The 23,324-nt window shown below is 60.2% G+C and carries 22 protein-coding genes; 16 read left to right on the forward strand and 6 right to left on the reverse strand.

From position 1 onward, the window contains the following. Positions 1–2 precede the first annotated feature (2 nt). Complete coding sequence (locus tag IEQ42_RS19820) at positions 3–1,040, forward strand: AraC family transcriptional regulator (RefSeq protein WP_210704818.1); 1,038 nt, start codon at positions 3–5, stop codon at positions 1,038–1,040. Positions 1,041–1,285: 245 nt separating this feature from the next. Here IEQ42_RS19820 and IEQ42_RS19825 read toward each other — a convergent pair whose 3' ends face one another. Next, positions 1,286–2,644, reverse strand: a complete 1,359-nt coding sequence (locus IEQ42_RS19825) for an MATE family efflux transporter (RefSeq protein WP_210704819.1) — start codon at positions 2,642–2,644, stop codon at positions 1,286–1,288. Positions 2,645–2,777: 133 nt separating this feature from the next. Next, on the reverse strand, positions 2,778–3,686 hold the full coding sequence (locus IEQ42_RS19830; protein ID WP_210704821.1) for a LysR family transcriptional regulator: 909 nt from the start codon (positions 3,684–3,686) through the stop codon (positions 2,778–2,780). 276 nt (positions 3,687–3,962) lie between these two features. Here IEQ42_RS19830 and IEQ42_RS19835 point away from each other — a divergent pair, with 276 nt between their 5' ends. Genes IEQ42_RS19835 through IEQ42_RS19845 form a run of 3 tightly spaced genes read left to right on the forward strand, consistent with a single transcriptional unit; the run spans position 3,963 to position 6,544 of the window. After that, a complete protein-coding gene (locus tag IEQ42_RS19835; RefSeq protein ID WP_047300578.1) occupies positions 3,963–4,661 on the forward strand; it encodes a CoA transferase subunit A in 699 nt (232 codons plus the stop codon). Positions 4,662–4,685: 24 nt separating this feature from the next. Beyond that, positions 4,686–5,351, forward strand: a complete 666-nt coding sequence (locus IEQ42_RS19840; protein ID WP_210704823.1) for a CoA transferase subunit B — start codon at positions 4,686–4,688, stop codon at positions 5,349–5,351. An 11-nt stretch (positions 5,352–5,362) separates the two neighbouring features. Beyond that, positions 5,363–6,544: an acetyl-CoA C-acetyltransferase gene (locus IEQ42_RS19845; RefSeq protein ID WP_210704826.1), complete on the forward strand. Its 1,182-nt coding sequence runs from the start codon at positions 5,363–5,365 to the stop codon at positions 6,542–6,544. A gap of 111 nt (positions 6,545–6,655) precedes the next feature. Here the strand turns inward: IEQ42_RS19845 and cobF are convergent, their stop codons facing one another. After that, positions 6,656–7,411 carry a precorrin-6A synthase (deacetylating) gene (cobF, locus tag IEQ42_RS19850; RefSeq protein ID WP_210704827.1) on the reverse strand — a complete coding sequence of 252 codons (756 nt, stop codon included), beginning with the start codon at positions 7,409–7,411 and terminating at the stop codon, positions 6,656–6,658. Next, on the reverse strand, positions 7,411–7,980 hold the full coding sequence (locus IEQ42_RS19855) for a histidine phosphatase family protein (protein ID WP_210704828.1): 570 nt from the start codon (positions 7,978–7,980) through the stop codon (positions 7,411–7,413). Before IEQ42_RS19855 ends, cobF begins: the two co-directional genes overlap by 1 nt. Positions 7,981–8,310: 330 nt before the next feature. On the opposite strand from IEQ42_RS19855, the gene IEQ42_RS19860 reads away from it, so the two are divergent. The 8 genes from IEQ42_RS19860 to IEQ42_RS19895 all read left to right on the forward strand — a co-directional run bounded on the left by IEQ42_RS19860 (position 8,311) and on the right by IEQ42_RS19895 (position 16,605). Continuing rightward, positions 8,311–9,165, forward strand: coding sequence for a MurR/RpiR family transcriptional regulator (locus IEQ42_RS19860; RefSeq protein ID WP_210704829.1), 855 nt, complete (start codon positions 8,311–8,313; stop codon positions 9,163–9,165). A 2-nt stretch (positions 9,166–9,167) separates the two neighbouring features. Next, complete coding sequence (locus IEQ42_RS19865) at positions 9,168–9,812, forward strand: cysteine hydrolase family protein (RefSeq protein WP_210704830.1); 645 nt, start codon at positions 9,168–9,170, stop codon at positions 9,810–9,812. Then, complete coding sequence (locus IEQ42_RS19870) at positions 9,809–11,140, forward strand: type I glutamate--ammonia ligase (protein ID WP_210704831.1); 1,332 nt, start codon at positions 9,809–9,811, stop codon at positions 11,138–11,140. The genes IEQ42_RS19865 and IEQ42_RS19870 overlap by 4 nt, the downstream gene beginning before the upstream one ends. Beyond that, positions 11,124–11,876, forward strand: coding sequence for an N-formylglutamate amidohydrolase (locus IEQ42_RS19875; protein ID WP_210704832.1), 753 nt, complete (start codon positions 11,124–11,126; stop codon positions 11,874–11,876). The genes IEQ42_RS19870 and IEQ42_RS19875 overlap by 17 nt, the downstream gene beginning before the upstream one ends. Positions 11,877–11,958: 82 nt before the next feature. Next, complete coding sequence (locus IEQ42_RS19880; RefSeq protein WP_210704833.1) at positions 11,959–13,308, forward strand: APC family permease; 1,350 nt, start codon at positions 11,959–11,961, stop codon at positions 13,306–13,308. 118 nt (positions 13,309–13,426) lie between these two features. After that, complete coding sequence (locus IEQ42_RS19885; RefSeq protein WP_210704835.1) at positions 13,427–14,443, forward strand: arginine N-succinyltransferase; 1,017 nt, start codon at positions 13,427–13,429, stop codon at positions 14,441–14,443. Between the two features lie 61 nt (positions 14,444–14,504). Then, positions 14,505–15,539: an arginine N-succinyltransferase gene (gene astA, locus IEQ42_RS19890; protein WP_210704837.1), complete on the forward strand. Its 1,035-nt coding sequence runs from the start codon at positions 14,505–14,507 to the stop codon at positions 15,537–15,539. 196 nt (positions 15,540–15,735) lie between these two features. Further along, positions 15,736–16,605, forward strand: coding sequence for an isocitrate lyase/PEP mutase family protein (locus tag IEQ42_RS19895; protein WP_042559747.1), 870 nt, complete (start codon positions 15,736–15,738; stop codon positions 16,603–16,605). A 133-nt stretch (positions 16,606–16,738) separates the two neighbouring features. Here IEQ42_RS19895 and IEQ42_RS19900 read toward each other — a convergent pair whose 3' ends face one another. Then, positions 16,739–16,945 (reverse strand): hypothetical protein, encoded by a 207-nt coding sequence (locus IEQ42_RS19900; protein ID WP_228732011.1) that lies wholly within the window; start codon positions 16,943–16,945, stop codon positions 16,739–16,741. A gap of 164 nt (positions 16,946–17,109) precedes the next feature. After that, entirely contained in the window at positions 17,110–18,183 is a 1,074-nt protein-coding gene (locus IEQ42_RS19905) for a diguanylate cyclase (protein WP_210704839.1), read from the reverse strand. Positions 18,184–18,379: 196 nt separating this feature from the next. Between IEQ42_RS19905 and IEQ42_RS19910 the strand changes: the two genes are divergently transcribed. The 4 genes from IEQ42_RS19910 to glcE are packed head-to-tail and all read left to right on the forward strand — an operon-like array spanning position 18,380 to position 23,324. Next, positions 18,380–19,831, forward strand: a complete 1,452-nt coding sequence (locus tag IEQ42_RS19910; RefSeq protein ID WP_210704840.1) for a flavin-containing monooxygenase — start codon at positions 18,380–18,382, stop codon at positions 19,829–19,831. Between the two features lie 21 nt (positions 19,832–19,852). Beyond that, positions 19,853–20,779, forward strand: a complete 927-nt coding sequence (locus IEQ42_RS19915; protein WP_042559751.1) for an alpha/beta fold hydrolase — start codon at positions 19,853–19,855, stop codon at positions 20,777–20,779. Further along, positions 20,776–22,275 carry a glycolate oxidase subunit GlcD gene (glcD, locus tag IEQ42_RS19920; protein WP_210704841.1) on the forward strand — a complete coding sequence of 500 codons (1,500 nt, stop codon included), beginning with the start codon at positions 20,776–20,778 and terminating at the stop codon, positions 22,273–22,275. Before IEQ42_RS19915 ends, glcD begins: the two co-directional genes overlap by 4 nt. Beyond that, positions 22,275–23,324 carry a glycolate oxidase subunit GlcE gene (gene glcE, locus IEQ42_RS19925; RefSeq protein WP_210704842.1) on the forward strand — a complete coding sequence of 350 codons (1,050 nt, stop codon included), beginning with the start codon at positions 22,275–22,277 and terminating at the stop codon, positions 23,322–23,324. Before glcD ends, glcE begins: the two co-directional genes overlap by 1 nt.

The raw sequence follows: 23,324 nt of genomic DNA on the forward strand, positions 1-23,324 counted from the left end.
CCATGACCGTCAAAACCAACTGGTACGAAAGCGACAGCCGTTTCATCCCTGGGCATTACCAACCGGCGACGCTGATCGACCTGGCGCTGTCGCGTGACATCGACAGCCACCGACTCCTGCGCGGCACCGGGTTGTTTCATGAAGACATTCTGGCCGGCCAGACTCGCCTCAGTCCGCAGCAGTTTCTCGCTCTGATCGGCAACAGTCGGCGCTTGCTCGACGCCGATGACAGCAGTTTCCTTTTCGGCCAACGCTTGCTGCCCGGCCATTACGGCGCGGCCAGCCATGCCTTGCGTCACGCTCAAAATCTGCATCAGGCGCTCGACACGCTGGTGCAGCAACAGGCCTTGCTCAGCCCGTTGATGACACCGCGTCTGCTGCTCGATGACAGTTTTGCCTACGTTTACTGGCTGGACAGTTGCGGCGCTGGCGAGCAATGGCGTTTTCTGCTGGAAGCCGGCATGACTTCGCTGATCGCCATGAGTCAGTGGCTCAGCGGCCAGCGCCTGCCGTGGGAGTGCAGCTTCAGCCACGCCGAGCCGCGTTATGTCGAGCAGTACTGGGTGCATCTGGGCGAGCACACACAGTTCAAGCGACCGCTGGACCTGATGCGCATCCCGCGCGAATTTCTCGCCCGACCGTGGCCCGGCGCCTCCGCCACGGCCGGTCAGGTCGCCCGCCAGGAAGCCACGCGGCAGATTGAGCAATTAGGGTTTGCCGCCAGCTTCACCGATTGCCTTTACCGTCATCTGCAGGACCACGTCCGTCAGCCACCGAGCCTGGAACAGGCTGCGCAGGCGTTTGCCATGAGCCCGGCGACCCTTAAGCGCAAGCTGCAAAAACACGACAGCGGGTTCCAGCAACAGGTGGATCTGGTGCGCAAACACGTGGCGCTGTACCTGTATCAGGTCAAGGGCATGAGCAACGACGAAGTCGCCGAATACCTGAGCTTTACCGATGCCGCCAACTTTCGACGTTCGTTCAAACGCTGGACCGGCAGCACCCCGAACCTGATCCGTCAGTTGTTCGGCAGTCATTGAGGTGTCGGGCTGGCGTCACTGCTGTGGCGCCACCACTTTGAACTTGATGGCGATGTCTTTGGACACCACGGTGTCCGCGGGGATGGCCCACAGGTAAAACGCGGCAGCGAGCAGCAATCGGATTGACATGGGCTTCTCCAGACAACGCTCGCCGTCGAGGGCCTCGATTGACTTAGGCAAACATCAGGCAGTTGCGCCAGCTGATCTGCCTACCCTGTAGAAGCCTGCGGCAGCTCCTACACGGGCTAAACAAGGCGTTCGATTTTCTGATGCTGCCAGACCAGTTTGTAATACAGCGTCTGCAACACCAGCATTCCCAGATAAGCCACCGGGAACGCCATCCAGACACCTTGCAAACCAAACTGCCCGTCCAGCCAATAGGCCGCCGGCAACTGCACGCCCACCACGCAGACAATGGCGATCACCACCGGCACCAGCACCGTGCCACTGGCGCGCATGATGCCGCCGATGATCGCCTGGAAGCCGAACAACAACAGGCTCCAGAGCATGATGTGCAACAGATGCTCGGCCATTGCCCGAGTCGGGTCCTCGGTCAGGAACAAGCCGAGCAACCAGTGCGACAACAGATAACCCAGCACGATCAAGCCGCCGGTTAAACACACGTTGATCAACAGACCGGTGCGCAAGATCGGCCCCATCCGTTCCAGTTGCCCCGCGCCGATGGCCTGTGCGCCGAGGATCGAAGCGGTGATCGCAATCGACAACGCCGGGAACTGCACATAGTTGACGATCTGCGTCACCGCGCCGTACGCCGCCGTCGCTTGCGAGCCGTGCTGGTTGACCAAGGCCAGGATCACCAACTCCGATAGCGACAACACAATCATCTGCACGCCGGTCGGCAAACCGATACGCAGGACTTTGCCAAGGATCACCCTGTCGAGCCGCAACGCCGCAAAAAACTCCCGATCCGGCGCCAGTGGGTGGTTCTTGCGAATCAGCCGCCACGCCAGCCACGCCATCGCCGCCAGGTTACCCGCAAGCCCCGCATACGCTGCACTCTGAATACCCAGTTGCGGCAAGCCGAACCAGCCACGAATGAATGCCGGCGTCAGCGCCAGCCCGACACAGGTCGACACCACCAGTGCCAGCAACGGCGACACCGTATCGCTGACCCCGCGCAGCAACTGCGTGAACAGCACAAACACCAGCAGCGACGGCAGAATCCACATCATCACGTGGGCGTACGCCACCGCATCGTCCAGGACATCCGCGGGCGTCCCCAAACCCGTCAACGCCTGCCGCGCAAACACACTGCCCAACACCGCCGCAAGCAAACCAATCAATAAACCCAGCAACAGCGTCGCCCCGGCAATCGCCTTGACCATGTGCGGCTCACGCGCCCCCCAGGCCTGGCCGATCAACACTCCCGCACCCGCGCCGAGGCCGATCACCAACGCGATAAAGAAGAACACCACAGGAAACATCCCCGACACCGCCGCCAGCGCCTGAGTGCCAAGCATCTGGCCGATGTAAATGCTGTTGACCGTGCCCGACATGGACTGCAGGAAATTGGACAGCACCATCGGCGCCAGAAACAGCAAGTAGGTTTGCCAGAGGGGTTTGGTGACGCTGGGGGTCTGCATTGAATAGAGGTCCATCTCGACGGCGGGAAAGCTGATGGAGGATAGCTTCGGTGAGTTGTGAGCGGGGTGCAATTAACATTTGAGACAGGTGTTTATATTTGCCCATCAACCATCCCGGTCATTCGTTTAGCGGTCAGCGTGCATTGCAAATGGGCTGACCGATGACAGAGTGCTCAGCCCTGAGGATGTCGAAGAGCGCCTGCGCCGCCGCGGACAGTTCATTGCCCGGTTCAGTCAACACGCCAATAGCCCGCTCCACCGAGTCATTCAACGTCAGGCACCGCGCACCCAATTCCTGCATCTGCTCGGCACACAGCGCCGGCACAGCGCTCACGCCCAGTCCACTGGCAACCATCCGCCCCACGGTCGCCAATTGATGGCTTTCAAATTCCACCGGCAACTTCATGCCCCGCGCCTGCAAGTGCTCTTCGAGCATCACCCGCACCGTGGACGGCCGCTGTAGCGTGATGAAAGGCTCCTGTAACAACGTTTTCCAGTCGATCTCGGTGCGCGCGGCCAGCGGTGAATCCTGTGGCACCACCGCGACGAACCGGTCCATATAAAGCGGTGTGAATGTCATCGAGGTGTTCTGCATCGGTTCGAATGCCACCCCCAGTTCCACCTGGCGGTCGCGCACCATCTCCAGCACTTGCTCGTTGATCACATCGTTGACCGTCACGTTGACGTTGGGATAGCGCGCACGAAAGGTCTTGAGGATCGGCGGCAGCAGGTTGCCGGCAAACGACGGCATCGCCGCCAGCGTCACCCGCCCGCGTTGCAGGCTGAAGCGCTGGCGCATTTCGTCTTCGGCGTTATCCCAGTCGGCGATCAGGCGTCGGGCCAGCGGCAGCAGGGATTCACCTTCTGCGGTCAGTGCCACATTGCGCGTGTTGCGGCTGAACAGCCGTCCGCCCAAGCCCTCTTCCAGCGCTTTGATGGTCAGGCTCAGCGCTGATTGCGACAGGTGCAACCGCTCGCAGGCCACGGCGAAACTCAGGCTCTGGGCCACAGCAAGAAAGGCACGGATTTGTTTGATGGTCATGGGCGCTGTACGTCCTTAATGTAGGAGCTGCCGAAGGCTGCGATCTTTTGATCTTGAAAAATAAAATCAAAAGATCGCAGCCTTCGGCAGCTCCTACAGGATTTCGTCGATTCGGCTATTTCGGTCATCAGGCAAATCGTCGATTCAGTGAATTTGGCTATTATTGAGTTTTATCTATCAATCAACCCTAAAAATCAACTTAACAAATATATCCTTCAGCGAGACACTCCAACCATTCGGCTAGCCAGCCGCCCGCAAATAATAAAAGAGGTGCATATGGCAGGTTTCGACAAGCGCGTGAGTTCCTACGAGGAAGCCCTCGCCGGGCTTGAAGACGGCATGACCGTTATCGCTGGCGGCTTCGGTCTGTGTGGGATTCCGGAAAACCTGATCGCCGAGATCAAGCGCAAGGGCACCCGCGACCTCACCGTCGTGTCCAACAACTGTGGCGTCGACGGTTTTGGCCTCGGCGTGCTGCTGACCGATCGCCAGATCAGCAAAGTCGTCGCCTCGTACGTCGGCGAAAACAAGCTGTTCGAAGAGCAGCTGCTCAAAGGCGAAATCGAAGTCATCCTGACCCCGCAAGGCACCCTTGCCGAGAAAATGCGTGCAGGCGGGGCTGGCATTCCAGCCTTCTTCACCGCTACTGGCGTCGGCACTCCGGTGGCCGATGGCAAGGAAGTGCGCGAATTCAACGGTCGCAAGTACCTGATGGAAGAGTCCATCACCGGCGACTTCGCCATCGTCAAAGGCTGGAAAGCCGACCACTTCGGTAATGTCATCTACCGCCACACCGCGCAGAACTTCAACCCGCTGGCCGCCACCGCCGGCAAGATCACCGTGGTTGAAGTCGAAGAGATCGTCGAGCCCGGCGAACTGGACCCGGCGCACATCCACACTCCCGGCATCTACGTCGACCGGGTCATTTGCGGCACGTTCGAAAAACGCATCGAACAGCGCACCATCCGCAAATAATTCAGGCCTACGGAGAACAACAACATGGCACTTACCCGCGAACAAATGGCTCAGCGCGTCGCCCGCGAAATGCAGGACGGCTACTACGTCAACCTCGGCATCGGCATTCCGACCCTGGTCGCCAACTACATCCCCGAAGGCATGGAAGTCATGCTGCAATCGGAAAACGGCCTGCTCGGCATGGGTCCTTTTCCTACCGAAGAAACCATCGATGCCGACATGATCAATGCCGGCAAGCAAACCGTGACCGCACGTATCGGCGCTTCGATTTTTTCCTCGGCCGAGTCTTTCGCGATGATCCGCGGCGGCCATGTCGACCTCACCGTGCTGGGTGCATTTGAGGTGGACGTCGAAGGCAATATCGCCTCGTGGATGATCCCCGGCAAACTGGTCAAGGGCATGGGCGGTGCCATGGACCTGGTAGCCGGCGCAGAAAACATCATCGTGATCATGACCCACGCGTCCAAGGACGGTGAGTCCAAACTGTTAGCCCGGTGCAGCCTGCCGCTGACCGGCGCCGGGTGCATCAAGCGTGTGCTGACCGACCTGGCCTATCTGGAAATCGAGAACGGTGCGTTCATTCTCAAAGAGCGCGCGCCGGGTGTCAGTGTAGAAGAGATCGTGGCCAAAACCGCCGGTAAACTGATCGTGCCTGATCACGTACCGGAAATGCAGTTCGCTGCCCAGTGAGGAATTTGAAAATGCAAGACGTCGTCATTGTTGCCGCTACGCGTACCGCGATCGGCAGTTTCCAGGGTTCCCTGGCCAGCGTATCCGCGGTTGATCTGGGCGCAGCGGTGATTCGCCAGTTGCTCGAACAGACCGGTCTGGACGGTGCGCAGGTCGATGAAGTGATCATGGGCCAGGTACTGACCGCCGGCGCCGGCCAGAACCCGGCGCGTCAGGCCGCCATCAAGGCTGGCCTGCCCCACGCGGTGCCGGCCATGACCCTGAACAAGGTCTGCGGCTCGGGTCTCAAGGCTTTGCACCTTGGCGCGCAAGCCATCCGTTGCGGTGACGCCGACGTGATTATCGCCGGCGGCCAGGAAAACATGAGCCTGTCCAACTACGTAATGCCGGGCGCACGCACCGGTCTGCGCATGGGTCACGCGCAAATCGTCGACACCATGATCAGCGATGGCCTGTGGGATGCGTTCAACGATTACCACATGGGCATCACCGCGGAAAACCTCGTCGACAAATATGAGATCAGCCGCGAACAGCAGGACGCCTTCGCTGCCGCCTCCCAGCACAAAGCCGCTGCCGCCATCGAGGCCGGGCGTTTTGTCGATGAAATCACACCGATCCTGATTCCGCAGCGCAAAGGCGATCCGGTCGCCTTCAAGGTCGACGAACAACCGCGTGGCGAGACCACCGCTGAATCGCTGGCCAAACTGCGCCCGGCGTTCAAAAAGGACGGCAGCGTCACTGCTGGCAACGCATCGTCGCTCAACGACGGCGCCGCGGCGGTGATCCTGATGAGCGCCGAGAAAGCCAAAGCCCTGGGCCTGCCAGTACTGGCGACCATCGCGGCATACGCCAACGCGGGCGTTGACCCGGCGATCATGGGCATCGGCCCGGTGTCGGCCACCCGTCGCTGCCTGGACAAGGCAGGCTGGTCAATCGAGCAACTTGACCTGATCGAAGCCAACGAAGCCTTCGCCGCACAATCGCTGGCCGTGGCCAAGGATCTGCAATGGGATCTGGACAAGGTCAACGTCAACGGCGGCGCCATCGCGCTGGGTCACCCGATCGGTGCGTCGGGTTGCCGGGTGCTGGTGACCCTGCTGCATGAAATGATCAAGCGTGATGCGAAAAAAGGTCTCGCGACCCTGTGCATCGGCGGCGGACAGGGCGTGGCCCTGGCGCTGGAACGCGCGTAAAAGAGCACTACTGACAGCGGGCGGATCCACGACATCCGCTCGCTGTCTCCCCAACATAAAACCCTGTGGGAGCGAGCCTGCTCGCGATGAGACCGGTCCAGCCGCAAAAATCTAAGGCTTGCGCAGCAAATACGTATCCATGATCCACCCATGCTCCAACCGCGCAGCCTTGCGCACGCGCTCGATTTCATCCGCCACATCGCCGAGTTTGCCGCTGATCAAGATCTCATCCGGCGTGCCCAGGTAAGCCCCCCAGTAAATCTCTGTCTGCGGATCAGCCACGTGGTGGTAGGAATCTTCGGCATCGAGCATCACGACCAGACTGTCGGCATCACTCACCTGCCCTGCTGCCAGGCGCCGGCCCGTGGTGATTTCAATGGAGCGGCCTATCGTGTTCAACGGCACTTTGTGTTGCGCGGCCAAAGCCTGAACGCTGGTAATCCCGGGAATCACTTCAAACTCGAAGGCACAGCGACCCGACGCCAGAATCGCCTGCAGGATGCGAACGGTGCTGTCGTACAACGCCGGATCGCCCCACACCAGAAAACCTCCGCACTCGCCGTCAGACAATTCGTCGTTGATCAGCCGTTCGAAGGTTTGCTGCTTGGCGCGGTTCAGATCATCGACGCTGGCGGTATAGTCCACGTCGCCGCGCTCGCGTTCCGGGCTGTCGGCCTCGGCGAAGCGATACGCACGATCGGTGATATAGCGCTCACAAATCTCGCGACGCAGATCGATCAGTTTGTCCTTGCTCTGGCCCTTATCCAGCAAAAAGAACACACCCACCCGATTCAGCGCTTTCACCGCTTGCATCGTGATGTAGTCCGGATTACCGGCGCCGATGCCGATCACCAGCAGCTGCTTCATCAGCGTGCTCCTTCAATGTCGAGACCAGGCAAGCGTAGCCGCCAGCGCCCGGTGAAGCGCAGTTCGACCACTGACAATGGCTCGACATCAATGTCATGAAAAGCCGTGCCGCGCAGGGTCTGGATCAACGCAGCACGGATGATGAACGGATGCGTAACCGCCACCACATGGCCCGGCGTGGTTTGCAGACTGACCAGCCACTTCGACACTCGCTCGCACACTTGCGCGATCGATTCACCGCCATGGGGCGTGGCGTCTGGATCTTCCAGCCATGCCTGTAGCGCCGCGGTTTGCGAATGTTGCAGATCCTTGATCGCCTGCCCGCGCCACAACCCCCAATCGCAATCGCGCAGCGCTTGATCGATATGTGCGTCGGCACCTAACCACGCGGCGGTCTGACGTGTACGCAGTTCAGGCGCACAGATCAGGCGCCGCGGGACGTCGAGTCGCGCAGCCAACACGTCAGAAGCCAGGCCGATATTTTCAACAGGCTCATTCGTAGGAAATCGCGCCAGTTTTTGTGCGACGGTTCGCGCATGGCAAATCAGGGTTAAACGGGTGGTCTGCACGATCAATCACTCTGTCGAGAGTCATGAGAAACAACGGCGCAAGGCCGATCAGTGGGCAATTGTGCCGTACATCAAGGGCCTCAGGGCTGTCCGGTGCATCGCCCTATCACTCGGGTATGCCAAAAAATCGGCAATGTCTCACATCTTCATGAGCAATGGACTACAAAGCCTGTCGCCTTCCGTGTAGCCCTTGTTACACGGGCATCTTGCCCCATTCCGGAGCCTTTTCAACACACTGAAAAATTCACTAGACATGTAACATCAGTTACATAAATACTGTTTTAACGGATTGTGAAGCGAATTCGACACACTCATCCAGCAGGAGCCAGGATGCCCCCTCTCAGAGACCTGATCACCGATCCCGGCCTCGATCTGACACCGTCAGAACGCAAAGTCGTTCGCGCCCTGCTTGATCAATACCCACGCAACGGTCTGGGACCGATGGCACGACTGGCCGAACACGCCGGCGTCAGCGACCCGACCATCGTGCGACTGGTGAAAAAACTCGGTTTCGGCGGTTACGCCGAGTTCCAGGATGCGCTCCTGAGCGACATGGATCATCGCCTGCGCTCACCACGCACCCTGCTGCAACCCCGTGCCCAGCAAAACAAGGACGACGCCTGGGGTCATTATCTGGCCGACAGCCATCGCCTGCTGATTGAAACGCAATCGCTGACTCAGCCTGAAGACGTACGCATCCTCACGGACTGGCTGCTCGATACCCGGCATCAGGTGCACTGCTTCGGCGGACGCTTCAGCAGCCTGCTGGCGAGCTACCTGCTCAATCACTTGCGCCTGTTGCGCACCGGCTGCTTTGCATTGGAAGACAACGCGCAACTGCCTGATCGCCTGTTCGATCTGCAACGCCAGGATGTGGTGTTGCTGTTTGACTATCGCCGTTACCAGTCCCAGGCCCTGCGCGTGGCCAGCGCGGCGAAAAACAACAACGCACGCGTGGTGCTCTTCACCGACATCTACGCCTCGCCACTGCGCGAACTGGCCGACCTGATTATCAGCGCGCCCGTAGAGTCAGCCTCGCCGTTCGACACCATGGTGCCGGCGCTGGCGCAAGTCGAAGCACTGATCGCCAGCCTGACCCTGCGCACCACGAATCTGGCCGATCGCCTGGAAGGCATCGACGCCCTGCGCAACGACTTCAATACGCACCTTCTGGAGGATAAATAAGGATGTTCACCCTTCCACACCGCTCGCCGCGAGACCTGCCCTTTGTCACCGACCACACGGCCTTGTTGCTGGTGGACATGCAGCGTGCCTGGCTCGATCCGCAGTTCGACCCGCACCTCACTGAGCCGGATGGCGAGTATTTTCGCAGCCGTGTGCGTACGCAGGTCGTGCCCAATCAACAACGTCTGCTGAATGGCTTTCGCGCGGCGCAACAGAACGTGCTGCACACCGTCATCGAGAGTCTTACCGCCGATGGCCGCGACCGCTCGCTGGACCACAAACTGTCGAATCTGAACGTACCCAAAGGCAGCCCGCAGGCACAGATCATCGCCGAACTGACGCCCGCAGAAAACGAAATCTATTTGCCGAAAACCTCGTCCGGGGTCTTCAACTCGACCAACATCGATTATGTGCTGCGCAACCTCGCAACCCGCCATTTGATCATCGCCGGCATCGTTACCGACCAGTGCGTGGACATGGCCGTGCGCGACGCTGCCGACCGTGGCTATCTGGTGACTCTGGTCGAGGACGCCTGCGCCACCCACACTGCCGAACGCCATCAGGCGTGCCTGAACGCGATCAAGGGTTACTGCTGGATCACCGACACCGACACCGTGCTCGGCCGGTTGCAGGAGATGCAGCCATGAGCGCCCGTCTGACGCCGTTGCCGATGACCACTATCGTCACCACTGACCTGATCGGCATTACCCGTGGACGCTCATTCCCCACCGACGAACTTGAGCATTATCAGGCCCCCGGTTGTGGCTGGGTGCCGGCCAACAGCGCCCTGACCCCGCAGGACTCCATTGCTTCGACCAGCCCGTGGGGCGCTTATGGCGATCTGCGTTTGATCCCGGATCTGGGCAGCCGCGTTACCGTGAGCAACGGGCCGGATGTGAACGCCCCGCCGCTGGACTTCATCCACGGCGATCTTCGCGAAACCGACGGTCGACCATTCGGCGCCTGCCCACGCACGCTGCTGCGCGATGAGATCGAGCGTTACCGCGACGAGTTGGGCTTGCAGGTCAACGCCGCGTTCGAGCATGAATTCAACCTGCATGCAGATCCGGCTGAACCCCCGGCGTTTTCGCTTGAAGCCCAGCGTCAGGGCGCTGAATTTGGCGGCTGGCTGCTCAGCGCTCTGCGTGCCGGCGGCGTCGAGCCGGAGATGTTTCTGCCCGAATACGGCAAGCATCAATTCGAAATCACTTGCCGACCGGCGCTGGGGGTCGCGGCCGCAGACCGCGCGGTGAACGTACGCGAAATTGCCCGTGAGATCGCCCGGCAAATGGGCCTGGACCTGAGCTTCGCACCGAAGACCGCCGCTGATGCGATGTGCAACGGTGTGCACCTGCACGTCAGCCTGCTTGATCTGGACGGCCAGCCGATGCTCTACGACGCAGGCACCAGCAATGGTCTGTCGAGCCTCGGCCAGCATTGGGCGGCGGGCATCCTGCATTACTTGCCGGCGCTGTGTGCAATCACCGCACCGACACCGCTCTCGTACGAGCGCTTGCAGCCAAATCACTGGAGCGCCTCTTACGCCTGCCTGGGACAACAGAACCGCGAAGCGGCGTTGCGCATCTGCCCGACCTCGACGCTGGGCAGCAAAGCCGTGGCGAAGCAGTTCAACCTGGAATTTCGCGCCATGGACGCCACCGCCTCGCCGCATCTGGCGATGGCCGCGCTGCTGATCGCGGGACGGCTGGGCATCGAACAGCGTCTGGCGCTGAACGCAATCACCAATGAAATCCCCGATTCACTCAATGACGAGCAACGTCAGGCGCGGGGCATCGTCGCCCTGCCTGCCTCGCTGGCTCAGGCACTGGATTGCCTGCGCGACAGTGCAGCCCTCAACGAATGGCTGCCCAAACCGTTGCTCGACAGTTATTACGCCCTTAAAACCGAGGAACTGGCGCTGACGGAACAGCTCTCGATCGCTGAACTTTGTGAGCACTATGCACGCGTGTACTGAATCCGCCGAGCTGGGGTTGTTTACCAGACCGGTCTACAACCTGAGCCGCGCCGACTCGACGCATCCATTGATTCTGGTGTGCGAGCACGCCAGTCGCTACATCCCCGAGGCCCTGAATAATCTGGGCCTGGACGATGCAGCCGCCCGCGAGCACATCGCCTGGGACATTGGCGCGCTGGAACTGGCCGAGCAATTGTCGGCAACACTCGGCGCGACGCTGTTGAGCGCTAACTATTCGCGGCTACTGATCGACCTCAATCGGCCACGGCATGCCCCCGACAGCATTCCGGTGCAGAGCGAGATCTATCAGGTGCCGGGCAATCGTGAGCTGGACGAAGCCACGCGCGAGTACCGCCGGCAGACGCTGTTCAAGCCGTTTCACACGCGCTTGCAAACACTGATCGACGCGCGCATTGCCAAGGGTCAACCGGTGCGCATAGTCGGGATTCACAGCTTTACGCCGGTGTATTACGGCCAGCCGCGCGCCATGGAAGTTGGTGTGCTGTTTGGCCAGGCCAGGGCCTATGCCCAGCGCCTGCTCGACGACCTGGAAAAACATCCGCTGACAGTTGCAGGCAATCAGCCGTACAGGATTGACCCGCTGGGCGACATGACAGTACCGGTACACGGAGATGCCCGCGGCCTGGATTCGGTGTTGATCGAGGTGCGCAACGACTTGCTGCGCAGCCCCGAAGCGGTTTCGCGCTGGGCCGGATACCTCGCGCCGTTGCTGTAACGAAAGCACTGCTGAAGCTGTAAACGATGGACCGATATAACAACTAAAAAACGACTGATTGGCTTACAAGGAGTTGCGCTTCATGGAAATTGAAGAATTCGGCTACAAGCAAGAGTTGAAACGTAGCCTGACGCTCACCGACCTGGTGGTATACGGGATGATCTTCATGATCCCCATCGCCCCGTTCGGCGTGTATGGCTACGTCAACGCCGAGGCACCGGGGATGGTGCCGCTGGCGTACATCATCGGCATGGTGGCCATGGTGTTTACCGCGTTGAGCTACGGCAGCATGGCCCGCGCTTTCCCGGTTGCAGGCTCGGTGTATTCCTACGCACAACGCGGCCTCAATCAACACGTCGGCTTCATCGCCGGGTGGCTGATGCTGCTTGACTACCTGCTGATCCCACCGCTGCTGTACGTGTACGCGGCGATGGCGCTCAACCACTTGTACCCGGACATTCCGAAAGTCGGCTTCATTCTGGCATTCCTTGTCAGCGCTACCTTCGTCAACTTGCGCGGTATCACGTTTACCGCACGGATGAACATCGTCTTCCTGCTGGCGCAACTGGTCGTGCTGGGCATCTTCCTGTTCTACGCCTGGACCGCCCTGCACAACGGTGGCGGCAACGGCGAGCTGACGTTGGCGCCGCTGTACAACCCGCAAACCTTTAACTTCGCCCTGCTGATGCAAGCCGTGTCGATTGCCGTGCTGTCGTTCCTGGGCTTCGATGCGATTTCCACCCTCGCCGAAGAAATCAAGGGCGATCCGGGTCGCAGTGTTGGCAAAGCTGCGTTGATAACGCTGGTGGTGATGGGTACGATTTTCGTCGTTCAAACCTGGATCGCTACCGATCTGGCCGCCGGTCTGGGCTTCAAGTCCGCCGACACCGCGTTCTATGAAATCGCCGAACTCGCCGCCGGTAGCTGGCTGGCGACCCTCACGGCTGTCACCACGGCGCTGTCCTGGGGTATCGCTGTGGCGGTCACTTCGCAATCTGCGGTGTCGCGCCTGCTGTTCGGCATGGCCCGTGACGGCAAGCTGCCAAAAATACTGGCCAGGGTTCACCCGAAACACAACACGCCGTACATGAGCATTTATCTGGTGGCGGTGCTGTCGCTGCTGATCTGCTACCTGTTCATCAACTCGGTCGACACCCTGACCTCGCTGGTCAACTTCGGCGCGCTCAGCGGTTTCATGCTGCTGCACCTGACAGTGATCAACTACTACTGGCGTCGGCAAAAGTCCGGTCAGGTTGTGCGCCACCTGATCTGCCCGATGATCGGCTTCATCATCGTCGCGGCGATCATGGTCAACATGGGTGTCGATGCGCAGAAACTCGGCCTGATCTGGATCGCTCTGGGCCTGGTGTACCTGTTCTTCCTCAACAAGTTCAGCGCCACGACCGCGCTGCCTGACCCGAGCAACGGCTGACAAAAAAAAGAGCGGCGTCTGACAACAAATCAGGCGACTGCCGATTTAACGCGTGGAAACCGACAGTGATAGTCAGGTTCGGCAAATTTGCCGAACCTTTTGATACAGGAGTACATCCATGCTGGTCTTACGCCCAGTCGAGCAGACTGACCTGACCCAGCTCCAACAATTGGCCCGTGACAGTCTGGTGGGGGTAACCTCCCTGCCGGACGACAGTGAGCGATTGCGCGAGAAAATCGCCGGCTCTTGTGCCTCGTTTGCCAGTGACGCCAAGGCCCACGGCCCAGAGAACTACTTCTTCGTGCTGGAAGACCTCGACAGTCATCGTCTGGTCGGCTGCTCGGAGATTCTCGCCACCGCCGGCTTCGACGAACCCTTCTACAGCCTGCGCAACCGTCACTTCACCAGTGCCTCGCGGGAATTGAACATCGAGCACGGCGTGCCGGCGCTGTCGTTGTGTCACGACCTGAACGACCACACGCTGCTGCGCGGTTTCCATATCGACGCCGCGCTGGTGCGAACGCCATTTTCCGAATTGCTCTCGCGGGCACGATTGCTGTTCATCGCCGCTCACGCGCAACGCTTCGCCGAAGCAGTGATCACCGAAATCGTCGGCTACAGCGACGAAAACGGGCAGTCGCCGTTCTGGGACGCCCTGGGCAAGCATTTCTTCGACCTGCCTTACGTCGAAGCCGAGCGGCTGTGCGGAATGCAGAGCCGCGCGTTTCTCGCCGAATTGTTTCCGCAATACCCGATCTATGTACCGATGCTGCCGCAAGCCGCTCAGGACTGCATTGGCCGTGTTCATCCGGACGGCCAGGAAGCCTTCGACATTCTTGAGCGTGAAGGCTTTGAAACCAACAGCTACATCGACCTGTTCGACGCCGGCCCGACGCTGTATGCGCGCACGACGAACATCCACTCGATCGTCCGCAGCCAGATCGCGCCGGTGCAGCAACATCCACACATTGATGCCCGTGGCCGTTACCTGTTGAGCAATGACGCGCTGCACGGTTTCCGCGCCATCGTCGCCGAACTGGATTACCAACCCGATCAACCCCTGTCCCTCACCCCTGCAATGTGTGCGGCGCTGAACGTGACCAATGGCAGCCCGATTCGGCTGATTGCCCTGTGAACCACGCCCGGTTCTGCACCCAACGACAGTGCCCGAGCAGGCGCGCAGAAGGAGTTACAGCATGATTGTCCGCCCGGTTAAAGTCAGCGACCTGCGAGCCTTGATGACGCTGGTAGAACAGGCCGGCCCGGGGTTCACCACCCTGCCGGTCAATGAAGATCGCCTGTCCCACCGGGTGCGCTGGGCGCAACGCGCGTTCGCCGAGCAGGTCGAGCGTGCCGACGCCGATTATCTGTTCGTGCTCGAAGACGATGACATGCGTGTGGTCGGTGTCAGCGCATTGGCCGGGGCGGTCGGCCTGCGCGAACCCTGGTACAACTATCGGGTCGGGTTGACCGTGAGCTCGGCGCCGAATCTGGGCATTCAACGGCAGATCCCGACATTGTTCCTCAACAACGAACTGACCGGGCAATCGGAACTGTGCTCGTTGTTCCTGAGCCATGACCATCGTCACGGCAGCAACGGCCGCTTGCTGTCACTGGGGCGCCTGTTGTTCGTTGCCGAGTTTCCGCATCTGTTTGGCGAGAAGATGATCGCCGAACTACGGGGCAGCGCCGATGAAACGGGTTGCTCGCCGTTCTGGGACAGCCTTGGCCGGCACTTCTTCCAGATGGATTTCTGCCATGCCGATCACCTGTCGGGGCTGGGCAACAAGTCGTTCATCGCCGAGCTGATGCCGCGCCAACCGCTGTACACCTGCCTGCTCACCGAACAGGCGCAAGCGGCCATCGGCCAGGCGCACCCGAACACTGAGCCGGCGCTGAAAATCCTTCAGGCCGAGGGTTTCGCCCATAAGGGCTACATCGATATTTTCGACGGTGGGCCGGTGATTGAAGCGCCGATCCGCAACATCCGCACGGTACGCGACAGCCTGGAGTTGTCCTTGAGCCTTGGCAGCCCGGACGAACAGGCACCGCTGTGGCTGATCCACAACCGGCGCCTGGAAAACTGTCGTATCACCGTTGCTCGGGCGCGCCGGGTCGGCAGCAGCCTGGTCATCGACCGTCTCACGGCCAAACGCCTGCAACTGCAGCCGGGGAATTCGGTGCGAGCGGTGATGCTGCCCAACCAACAGCAGCAGGCCGCTGCGGCCTGAAGGCTTGCCAATGCCCGCAAAAGCCACCGACAAACCCCGTCACCGAAGTGAATCCTTTCAGCACTGGAACCACTGTTAGCAGCAACCCCGAAAATTCGTCATGATCCTTGACGCATTCGCGTGATAGCCTTTTCATTCTTCGGCGTTGACACCTTTGCTCAAGCCGTTCCATTCCTTTGGTATTGGTGGAACTCGTATGACCCGGCTTTCTCATCAAGATTTGCGTCGTAATTTCCGTCAGCTGCTGGCCTCCGACACCTGCTACCACACGGCTTCGGTGTTCGACCCGATGTCCGCCCGGATTGCCGCTGACCTGGGTTTTGAAGTGGGGATTCTCGGTGGCTCCGTGGCCTCGTTGCAGGTGCTGGGCGCACCGGACTTTGCCCTTATCACCCTCAGCGAGTTCGCCGAACAAGCCACCCGCATCGGTCGCGTCGCCCAATTACCGGTGATTGCCGATGCCGACCACGGCTATGGCAACGCCCTCAACGTAATGCGCACCATCGTCGAACTGGAACGTGCCGGCGTCGCCGCCCTGACCATCGAAGACACCTTGCTGCCCGCGCAATTCGGGCGCAAATCCACCGACCTGATTACCGTGGCCGAAGGCGTTGGCAAAATTCGCGCGGCGCTTGAAGCCCGTGTTGATACAGAAATGGCAATCATCGCCCGCACCAACGCCGGGATCCTGCCGATTCAGGAAATCATCAGCCGCACCCGCCAGTACCAGGGCGCGGGCGCCGATGGCATCTGCATGGTCGGGGTGCAGGATTTTGATCAGCTTGAACAGATAGCCGAACACCTGACCGTGCCACTGATGCTGGTCACCTACGGCAACCCGGCGCTGCGCGACGACAAGCGTCTGGCCGAACTGGGTGTGCGCGTGACCATCGACGGCCACGGCGCCTACTTCGCGGCGATCAAGGCGACTTACGACAGCTTGCGTGAACAGCGGCAGATCTTTACCCAGGCTTCGGACTTGAGCGCCACCGAGCTGACGCACACCTATACCCAGCCGGAGGAATACATTCTCTGGGCCAAGGAATATATGAGCGTCAAGGAGTGATGCGCTGGCCGCACTGGCCTCTTCGCGAGCAGGCTCGCTCCCACATTTGATCTGTGTCGAACACAAATTTTGTGCTCACTACAAATCCACTGTGGGAGCGAGCCTGCTCGCGAAGGCATCTGCCGCTACACCGCTAAACCGGGGTTTTGTAAGCCTCCTCCCGCTGCGCCGCCCGCGCCTGAATCACATCCAGAATGGCACACCCCTCGCGCATCAACAGATGCACCGCGCTGGTGACCCGCGTCAGGTCAAAGTCTGAAATACCTTTGAGGTTGAGGCTGGACAAGATGTCCGCCAAATCGCGCACGACCACAAACCGATGCATCGCGCAGGCCGCCATGTCGCTGAGTTCTTTGTGGGTTGGGCTATTGAATTCAAGTAGATCTTGCACCTTGGCGCATTAGCCACAAACAACGCGATCAGTCCCCTCTCCCTCCGGGAGAGGGTTAGGGTGAGGGGCGGCCACACCGCAAATCCGCTGTGGTACCCGCGGGGGGATTTATCTCAGACCGAGTCCAGCAACGGCTGCTTGGGCAAACTGTCGCAATGGCAGATCACCCGGTTCCGTCCACTCGCCTTGGCCTCATACAGCGCCTGATCCGCATCACTGAGCCAACGGGTCGCATCGGGGTGCGCCGGATCGTACGCCGCCAGGCCAATACTCAAACTGACCTTCAACGCCGGATTCTGCTCATAACCCAATGTCGCGAAACGCTCGCGCAACGCTTCCATGGCCTGGGCGGCATTGAACAGCGGCAACTCCGGGAGAATCACGCAGAACTCATCGCCGCCATAACGCCCGGCAACGTGGGTCGCACGCAGATTCTGCTTGAGCATCTTGCTCAATTGTCGCAACACGATATCGCCGGCCACATGTCCGTAGGTGTCGTTGATTGCCTTGAAATGGTCGATGTCGATCAACGCAATGGCCGCGCCCTGCTTCTGCCGTATGCAACGCTGAAAGGCGATTTCCAGTTGATCCTTCCACGCACCGTGATTGAGCAGGCCAGTGAGGCTGTCGGTGCGGCTCAGCGCCAGCAATTCACGTTTATGCACGCCCAGCGTGTAGGCCTGCCGAAAGCAGATCCAGCCCAACGCCAGCGGGTACAACAGCAGTAGCGGGAAACAGGCGTACATCTGCGCCGGCGTGGTTTGCGGAATGAACGCCGGGGCAAACACCACCAACCCTACGCCAACCCCAAGCAACTGCGCCGCAGAGCCGGCCAGCAGAAAACGCGCCCCACCGATGGCGACGTTGTTCATTGCCATCATCGAGATGGTCGTGGCAGCGGGTAATGGATTGAAATGCATGGCAGCAACCCAGAAGCCGCCGAAAAAGGCGTCAACCAACAGGTTGCGATGTTCGGCATGAAAAGGCACCCGAGCGCGGCGCGCCAGCTGATAGGCCAGATGGGGCCAGACCAGGCCATTGGACAACATCAGAACCCAGACCCATAACGGCGGATCGAGCGAGTACATCGACACAGACACACACAAAAGCCCAAGCAGCACCCCGAGGACTCTCGAGGTGTACAGCCTCCTTGCCAATGAAAGTCCCTTTCGTCCCGTATTTCCCATAAGGGCCTCGACCACGACGGAACCTGCAAAGTGCAGGACAGATGTGCTCAAAGTCTAACAGGGTAACGTTAAATAGCCATCACCGGTCAGCGGCCCGAAAGACGCATGCTTTCCATGGATTTGGGCTCCCACAGTGCAAATCTTTGGCTATACATGAAGGGAGCAAAACGGAAAAACGACTATAAGAAGGAGGCCCATGCAGACTTATCAAGTGTTGATCATCGGCAGTGGATTTGGCGGTCAGTGCGCGGCGATCAACCTGCTCAAGGCCGGGATCGACGATTTTCGACTGCTGGAACGGCGCGATTTCTTTGGTGGCACCTGGTGTCAGAACACCTACCCCGGCGCGGCGGTGGATGTGCCCTCACCGCTTTATTCGCTGTCATTCGCGCCTTACCGCTGGTCACAGATGTTTGCCGAACAAGCGGAATTGCATCGCTATACCGAGCACGTGATCGATACGTTCGGCCTGCGTGAACGCGTGGAGCTGCAAGCCAACGTCGAACACGTCGAATGGGACGACACGGAAAAACGCTGGGCCGTCCACACAACCAAGGGCACGTACCATGCGCAGTTCCTGATCAATGCGAGCGGGCCATTGAGCCAACCGGTCATCCCGCACTTTCCTGAGCAGGATCGCTTTCAGGGCAAGACATTTCATACAAACAATTGGGATCACAGCTACGACTATCGCGGTAAACGCGTGGCCATTGTCGGCAGCGGTGCCAGCGCCGCGCAGATAATCCCGGCGATTGCACCGCAGGTCGAGCAACTGCATGTATTCCAGCGCACGCCGCATTGGGTGTTGCCGCGCGCCGATCGCGTATTCGGGCCTTTTCAGCGCTGGCTACTCGGTTTGAAACCGGCCTACAAACTGCTGCGCTGGCTGATTTACTGGCAGTTCGAGACCCGCGTGATCGCCTTCAAATACTCGAAACCGGCGATTCACCTGGTGCAAAAGCAAGCGCTGCGTTTTCTCAAGCGCCAGGTGCACGACCCGCTGCTCCAGCAAAAACTCACGCCGGATTTCACCATCGGCTGTAAACGAGTGCTGGTTTCCAGCACCTATTACCCGGCTCTGACCCGGCCCAATGTCACCCTGCACAGCCGCGAGCAGGGCATCGCTTCAATCGATGAAAGCGGAATCAACACCCAAGACGGCGAGCACATTGATGTTGATCTGATCGTTTGGTCGACCGGCTATGACGCTACCGACGGCGTTATTTCCTACCCCGTCAGCGGAAAGAACGCCGTACAGCTCAGAGATGTCTGGGCCGAATATCCTCGCGCCTACCTCGGCACCAGCCTGCCGGACTTTCCCAACCTGTTTATCGTCACCGGACCCAATACCGGCATTGGCCACACTTCGGCGCTGTTCATCATCGAATCGCAGATGAACTACATCATCGACTGCATCCGCACCGTACAAACCAAAGGGCTGCGCAGCATCGAAGTGCGCCCCGAGGCAGAACGTACCTACACTGCAATGATTCACCGGGAGATGGAGCGTACGGTCTGGAAGTCCGGCGGCTGCCACAGTTGGTATCAAAGCAAGAGCGGTCATGTGATCGCGATGTTTCCCGGCTTCAGTTTCAGCTATCACCGTTTGACCCGGGCGCTGAAACCGGCCGATCACATTTTGTCCTGACTACGTATAAGGAAGACGTCGATGCTTTTGCTGTTTGTCGCCCTCGCGGTGTTCGTGGCCTGGAGCTGGTTGAGTTATCCGGCGGTCGGCCATTGGCTGTATGACCTGAACATGGCCATCGAGGCCAAGTTGTACAAGCTGCACAAGATCGAAGTGCCGATCGCCGAGATGACCGTCTCGACGTGGCAGGGTGGGCCGTATGAAGCAGCCAGTGCGATCCTGATGCTGCACGGCTATAGCGGCGACAAAAATCTGTGGCTGCGCTTCTCCCGGCATTTCGTCCGCGAGTATCGGGTGATCATTCCGGATCTGGCCGGGCATGGTGAAACCGGCTTCAAGGCGGGTGGCGGCTATGACATTGCGGTTCAGGCCAAGCGCATGATCCAGTTGCTCGACGTCTGCGGCGTGGAGAAAGTCCACGTGATCGGCAACTCCATGGGCGGTTACATCGCGGCCTGGCTGGCGGCAACGTATCCGGAGCGGATCGCTTCGCTGGCGTTGATCGACCCGGCCGGCGTCACCGCCCCCGAGGTCAGCGACATGGAGCGCCACCTGGCCCGTGGACACAACCCGTTTCTGATCAACTCCCGGGAAGAATTCCAGCAGTTTTATGCGATGACCATGGCCTCGCCGCCGTGGGTGCCGAAGCCGGTGCTGGATGCGATCGCCCAGCGTTATGAAAACCAGCGCGATGAACTGGAAGAGATCTTCCGCGATTTCCGCGCCAGCCCGCCGATGGAGCCGAAGCTGCCCGACATCAAATGCCCGGCGCTGCTGCTGTGGGGCCGCAAGGACCGCTTGATCGATGTCAGCAGCGTGCCGATCTGGAGCAAAGGCATTGCCAATTTACAGGTGGATGTCTGGGACCACGTCGGGCATATGCCGATGGTCGAACAGCCAGGAGACACCGCGCGGTTGTATCGGGAGTTTTTGGGCAAGCAAAAATGAACATCCTTTACGACGAGCGCCTCGACGGTCCGCTACCTGACGTCAACAAGGCCGATCTGCTCAAGGCCCTGCAACGCGCCATTCCCGACCTCGACATCCTCTGGCGCGAGGAGGAACTCAAACCCTACGAATGCGATGGACTCTCCGCCTACCGCACCACCCCTATGCTGGTCGCCCTGCCCCGGCGTCTCGAGCAGGTGCAAACCCTGCTTGAACTCTGCCATAAACAAAACGTTCCGGTGGTCGCCCGCGGCGCCGGTACCGGTCTGTCCGGCGGCGCGTTGCCGCTGGAAAAAGGCCTGTTACTGGTGATGGCGCGCTTCAACACCATCCTCCACATCGACCCGGCCGCCCGCACTGCGCGGGTTCAGCCCGGCGTGCGCAATCTGGCGATTTCCCAGGCCGCCGCGCCATTCGGGTTGTATTACGCGCCGGATCCATCGTCGCAGATCGCCTGTTCGATTGGCGGCAACGTCGCCGAAAACGCCGGTGGCGTGCATTGCCTCAAGTACGGCCTGACCGTGCACAACCTGCTGAAAATCGAAGTGCTGACGATTGAAGGCGAACGCCTGACCCTGGGCTCCGAAGCCCTCGATTCGCCCGGTTTCGACTTGCTTGCGCTGTTCACCGGTTCTGAAGGCTTGCTGGGGATCATCACCGAAGTCACGGTCAAACTGCTGCCCAAACCGCAGGTCGCCAAAGTGCTGCTGGCCAGTTTCGATTCCGTGGAAAAGGCCGGACGCGCCGTGGCCGAAATCATCGCCGCGGGGATCATTCCCGGCGGTTTGGAGATGATGGACAACCTCGCCATTCGCGCCGCCGAAGACTTTATCCACGCCGGTTACCCGGTCGACGCCGAAGCCATTCTGTTGTGCGAACTCGATGGCGTCGAAGCGGATGTCCACGACGACTGCCAGCGGGTTCGCGACGTGATGACCGAGGCCGGCGCCACTGAGGTGCGTCAGGTGCGTGACGAAGCCGAACGCGTGCGTTTCTGGGCCGGGCGCAAAAACGCCTTTCCGGCCATCGGCCGCTTGTCGCCGGACTATTACTGCATGGACGGCACCATTCCGCGGCGCGAATTACCCGGCGTCCTGCAAGGCATCGCCCGCCTCGGCGAGGAATACGGTTTGCGCGTGGCGAATGTGTTCCATGCCGGCGACGGCAACATGCATCCACTGATTCTGTTCGACGCCAACCAGCCCGGCGAACTGCATCGCGCCGAAGCCCTGGGCGGCAAAATTCTCGAATTGTGCGTGCAGGTCGGCGGCAGCATCACCGGCGAACACGGGGTCGGCCGCGAAAAAATCAATCAGATGTGCGCGCAATTCAACAGCGAAGAATTGACCCTGTTTCACGCCGTCAAAACTGCGTTCGACCCGTCAGGCCTGCTCAACCCCGGCAAGAACATCCCGACGCTGCACCGCTGTGCCGAGTTTGGCGCGATGCACATTCATGCCGGGCAATTGCCATTTCCCGAGCTGGAGCGCTTCTGATGACTGACGTCGATGGCGCCAGCGCCCTGCTCGATCAGGTCAATGAAGCGCGGGCCAATGCCACGCCGCTGAAAATTCAGGGTGGCAACAGCAAGGCGTTTCTCGGCCGCGAAGTGGCCGGTGAGGTGCTCGACACTCGCGTGCATCGCGGTATCGTGCGCTATGAGCCGACCGAACTGGTGGTCAGCGTGCGCGCCGGAACGCCACTGTCCGAGTTGCTCGCGGCACTGGATGCCGCCGGGCAAATGTTACCGTGCGAGCCGCCAGCATTCGGTGAAAGCGCCACGGTCGGCGGCATGATTGCGACGGGGTTGTCCGGGCCTCGGCGGCCATGGTCTGGCTCGGTGCGCGATTTCGTTCTGGGTACACGAGTGATTACCGGTCTCGGCCAACACCTGCGTTTCGGCGGCGAAGTGATGAAAAACGTTGCCGGTTATGACCTCTCGCGGCTGATGGCCGGCAGTTACGGTTGCCTCGGCGTGCTCACCGAAGTCTCGCTGAAAGTCCTGCCCAAACCCCGGCAATGCCTGAGTATTCGCCTGGATATCGACTGCGCCCGGGCACTGGCCAATCTCACCGAATGGGGCCAGCAACCGCTGCCAATCAGCGCCGCGTGCCACGATGGCGACAGTTTGTATCTGCGCCTTGAAGGTGGCGAGGGCTCGGTGACGGCGGCGCATCAACGCCTGGGGGGTGAGCCGCTGGACTCGCTGTTCTGGCGTGATTTGAACGAGCAACGTTCGCCATTCTTTGACGAAGGCCTGCCGTTATGGCGCCTGTCGCTGCCGAACAATCTCAGCGTTTTGGATCTGCCCGGCGCGCAACTGATCGACTGGGCCGGCGCGCAACGCTGGCTGAAATCCGACAGCCAACACATTCATAGCCTTGCCCAGGAACTCGGCGGCCACGCCACCTGCTTCACCCATGGCGCCACCTCGTCACCGTTCCAGCCATTGCCGACGACACTGCTGCGCTATCACCGGCAACTCAAGGCGCAACTCGACCCGCAAGGGCTGTTCAACCCCGGCCGGATGTACGCGGAGTTTTAG

The sequence above is a fragment of the Pseudomonas iridis genome (assembly GCF_017980685.1).
Taxonomy (GTDB): Bacteria; Pseudomonadota; Gammaproteobacteria; order Pseudomonadales; family Pseudomonadaceae; genus Aquipseudomonas; species Aquipseudomonas iridis.

Excerpts from the sequence above, each read along its gene's own strand:
- IEQ42_RS19895 (WP_042559747.1), top strand. The coding sequence starts at position 15,736 with ATGACCCGGCTTTCTCATCAAGATTTGCGTCGTAATTTCCGTCAGCTG.
- IEQ42_RS19865 (WP_210704830.1), top strand. The coding sequence starts at position 9,168 with ATGTTCACCCTTCCACACCGCTCGCCGCGAGACCTGCCCTTTGTCACC.
- IEQ42_RS19845 (WP_210704826.1), top strand. The coding sequence starts at position 5,363 with ATGCAAGACGTCGTCATTGTTGCCGCTACGCGTACCGCGATCGGCAGT.
- glcD (WP_210704841.1), top strand. The coding sequence starts at position 20,776 with ATGAACATCCTTTACGACGAGCGCCTCGACGGTCCGCTACCTGACGTC.
- IEQ42_RS19870 (WP_210704831.1), top strand. The coding sequence starts at position 9,809 with ATGAGCGCCCGTCTGACGCCGTTGCCGATGACCACTATCGTCACCACT.
- IEQ42_RS19830 (WP_210704821.1), bottom strand. The coding sequence starts at position 3,686 with ATGACCATCAAACAAATCCGTGCCTTTCTTGCTGTGGCCCAGAGCCTG.
- IEQ42_RS19835 (WP_047300578.1), top strand. The coding sequence starts at position 3,963 with ATGGCAGGTTTCGACAAGCGCGTGAGTTCCTACGAGGAAGCCCTCGCC.
- IEQ42_RS19880 (WP_210704833.1), top strand. The coding sequence starts at position 11,959 with ATGGAAATTGAAGAATTCGGCTACAAGCAAGAGTTGAAACGTAGCCTG.
- cobF (WP_210704827.1), bottom strand. The coding sequence starts at position 7,411 with ATGAAGCAGCTGCTGGTGATCGGCATCGGCGCCGGTAATCCGGACTAC.
- IEQ42_RS19875 (WP_210704832.1), top strand. The coding sequence starts at position 11,124 with ATGCACGCGTGTACTGAATCCGCCGAGCTGGGGTTGTTTACCAGACCG.
- IEQ42_RS19825 (WP_210704819.1), bottom strand. The coding sequence starts at position 2,644 with ATGCAGACCCCCAGCGTCACCAAACCCCTCTGGCAAACCTACTTGCTG.
- glcE (WP_210704842.1), top strand. The coding sequence starts at position 22,275 with ATGACTGACGTCGATGGCGCCAGCGCCCTGCTCGATCAGGTCAATGAA.
- IEQ42_RS19900 (WP_228732011.1), bottom strand. The coding sequence starts at position 16,945 with ATGGCGGCCTGCGCGATGCATCGGTTTGTGGTCGTGCGCGATTTGGCG.
- astA (WP_210704837.1), top strand. The coding sequence starts at position 14,505 with ATGATTGTCCGCCCGGTTAAAGTCAGCGACCTGCGAGCCTTGATGACG.
- IEQ42_RS19820 (WP_210704818.1), top strand. The coding sequence starts at position 3 with ATGACCGTCAAAACCAACTGGTACGAAAGCGACAGCCGTTTCATCCCT.
- IEQ42_RS19915 (WP_042559751.1), top strand. The coding sequence starts at position 19,853 with ATGCTTTTGCTGTTTGTCGCCCTCGCGGTGTTCGTGGCCTGGAGCTGG.
- IEQ42_RS19860 (WP_210704829.1), top strand. The coding sequence starts at position 8,311 with ATGCCCCCTCTCAGAGACCTGATCACCGATCCCGGCCTCGATCTGACA.
- IEQ42_RS19910 (WP_210704840.1), top strand. The coding sequence starts at position 18,380 with ATGCAGACTTATCAAGTGTTGATCATCGGCAGTGGATTTGGCGGTCAG.
- IEQ42_RS19905 (WP_210704839.1), bottom strand. The coding sequence starts at position 18,183 with ATGGGAAATACGGGACGAAAGGGACTTTCATTGGCAAGGAGGCTGTAC.
- IEQ42_RS19885 (WP_210704835.1), top strand. The coding sequence starts at position 13,427 with ATGCTGGTCTTACGCCCAGTCGAGCAGACTGACCTGACCCAGCTCCAA.
- IEQ42_RS19840 (WP_210704823.1), top strand. The coding sequence starts at position 4,686 with ATGGCACTTACCCGCGAACAAATGGCTCAGCGCGTCGCCCGCGAAATG.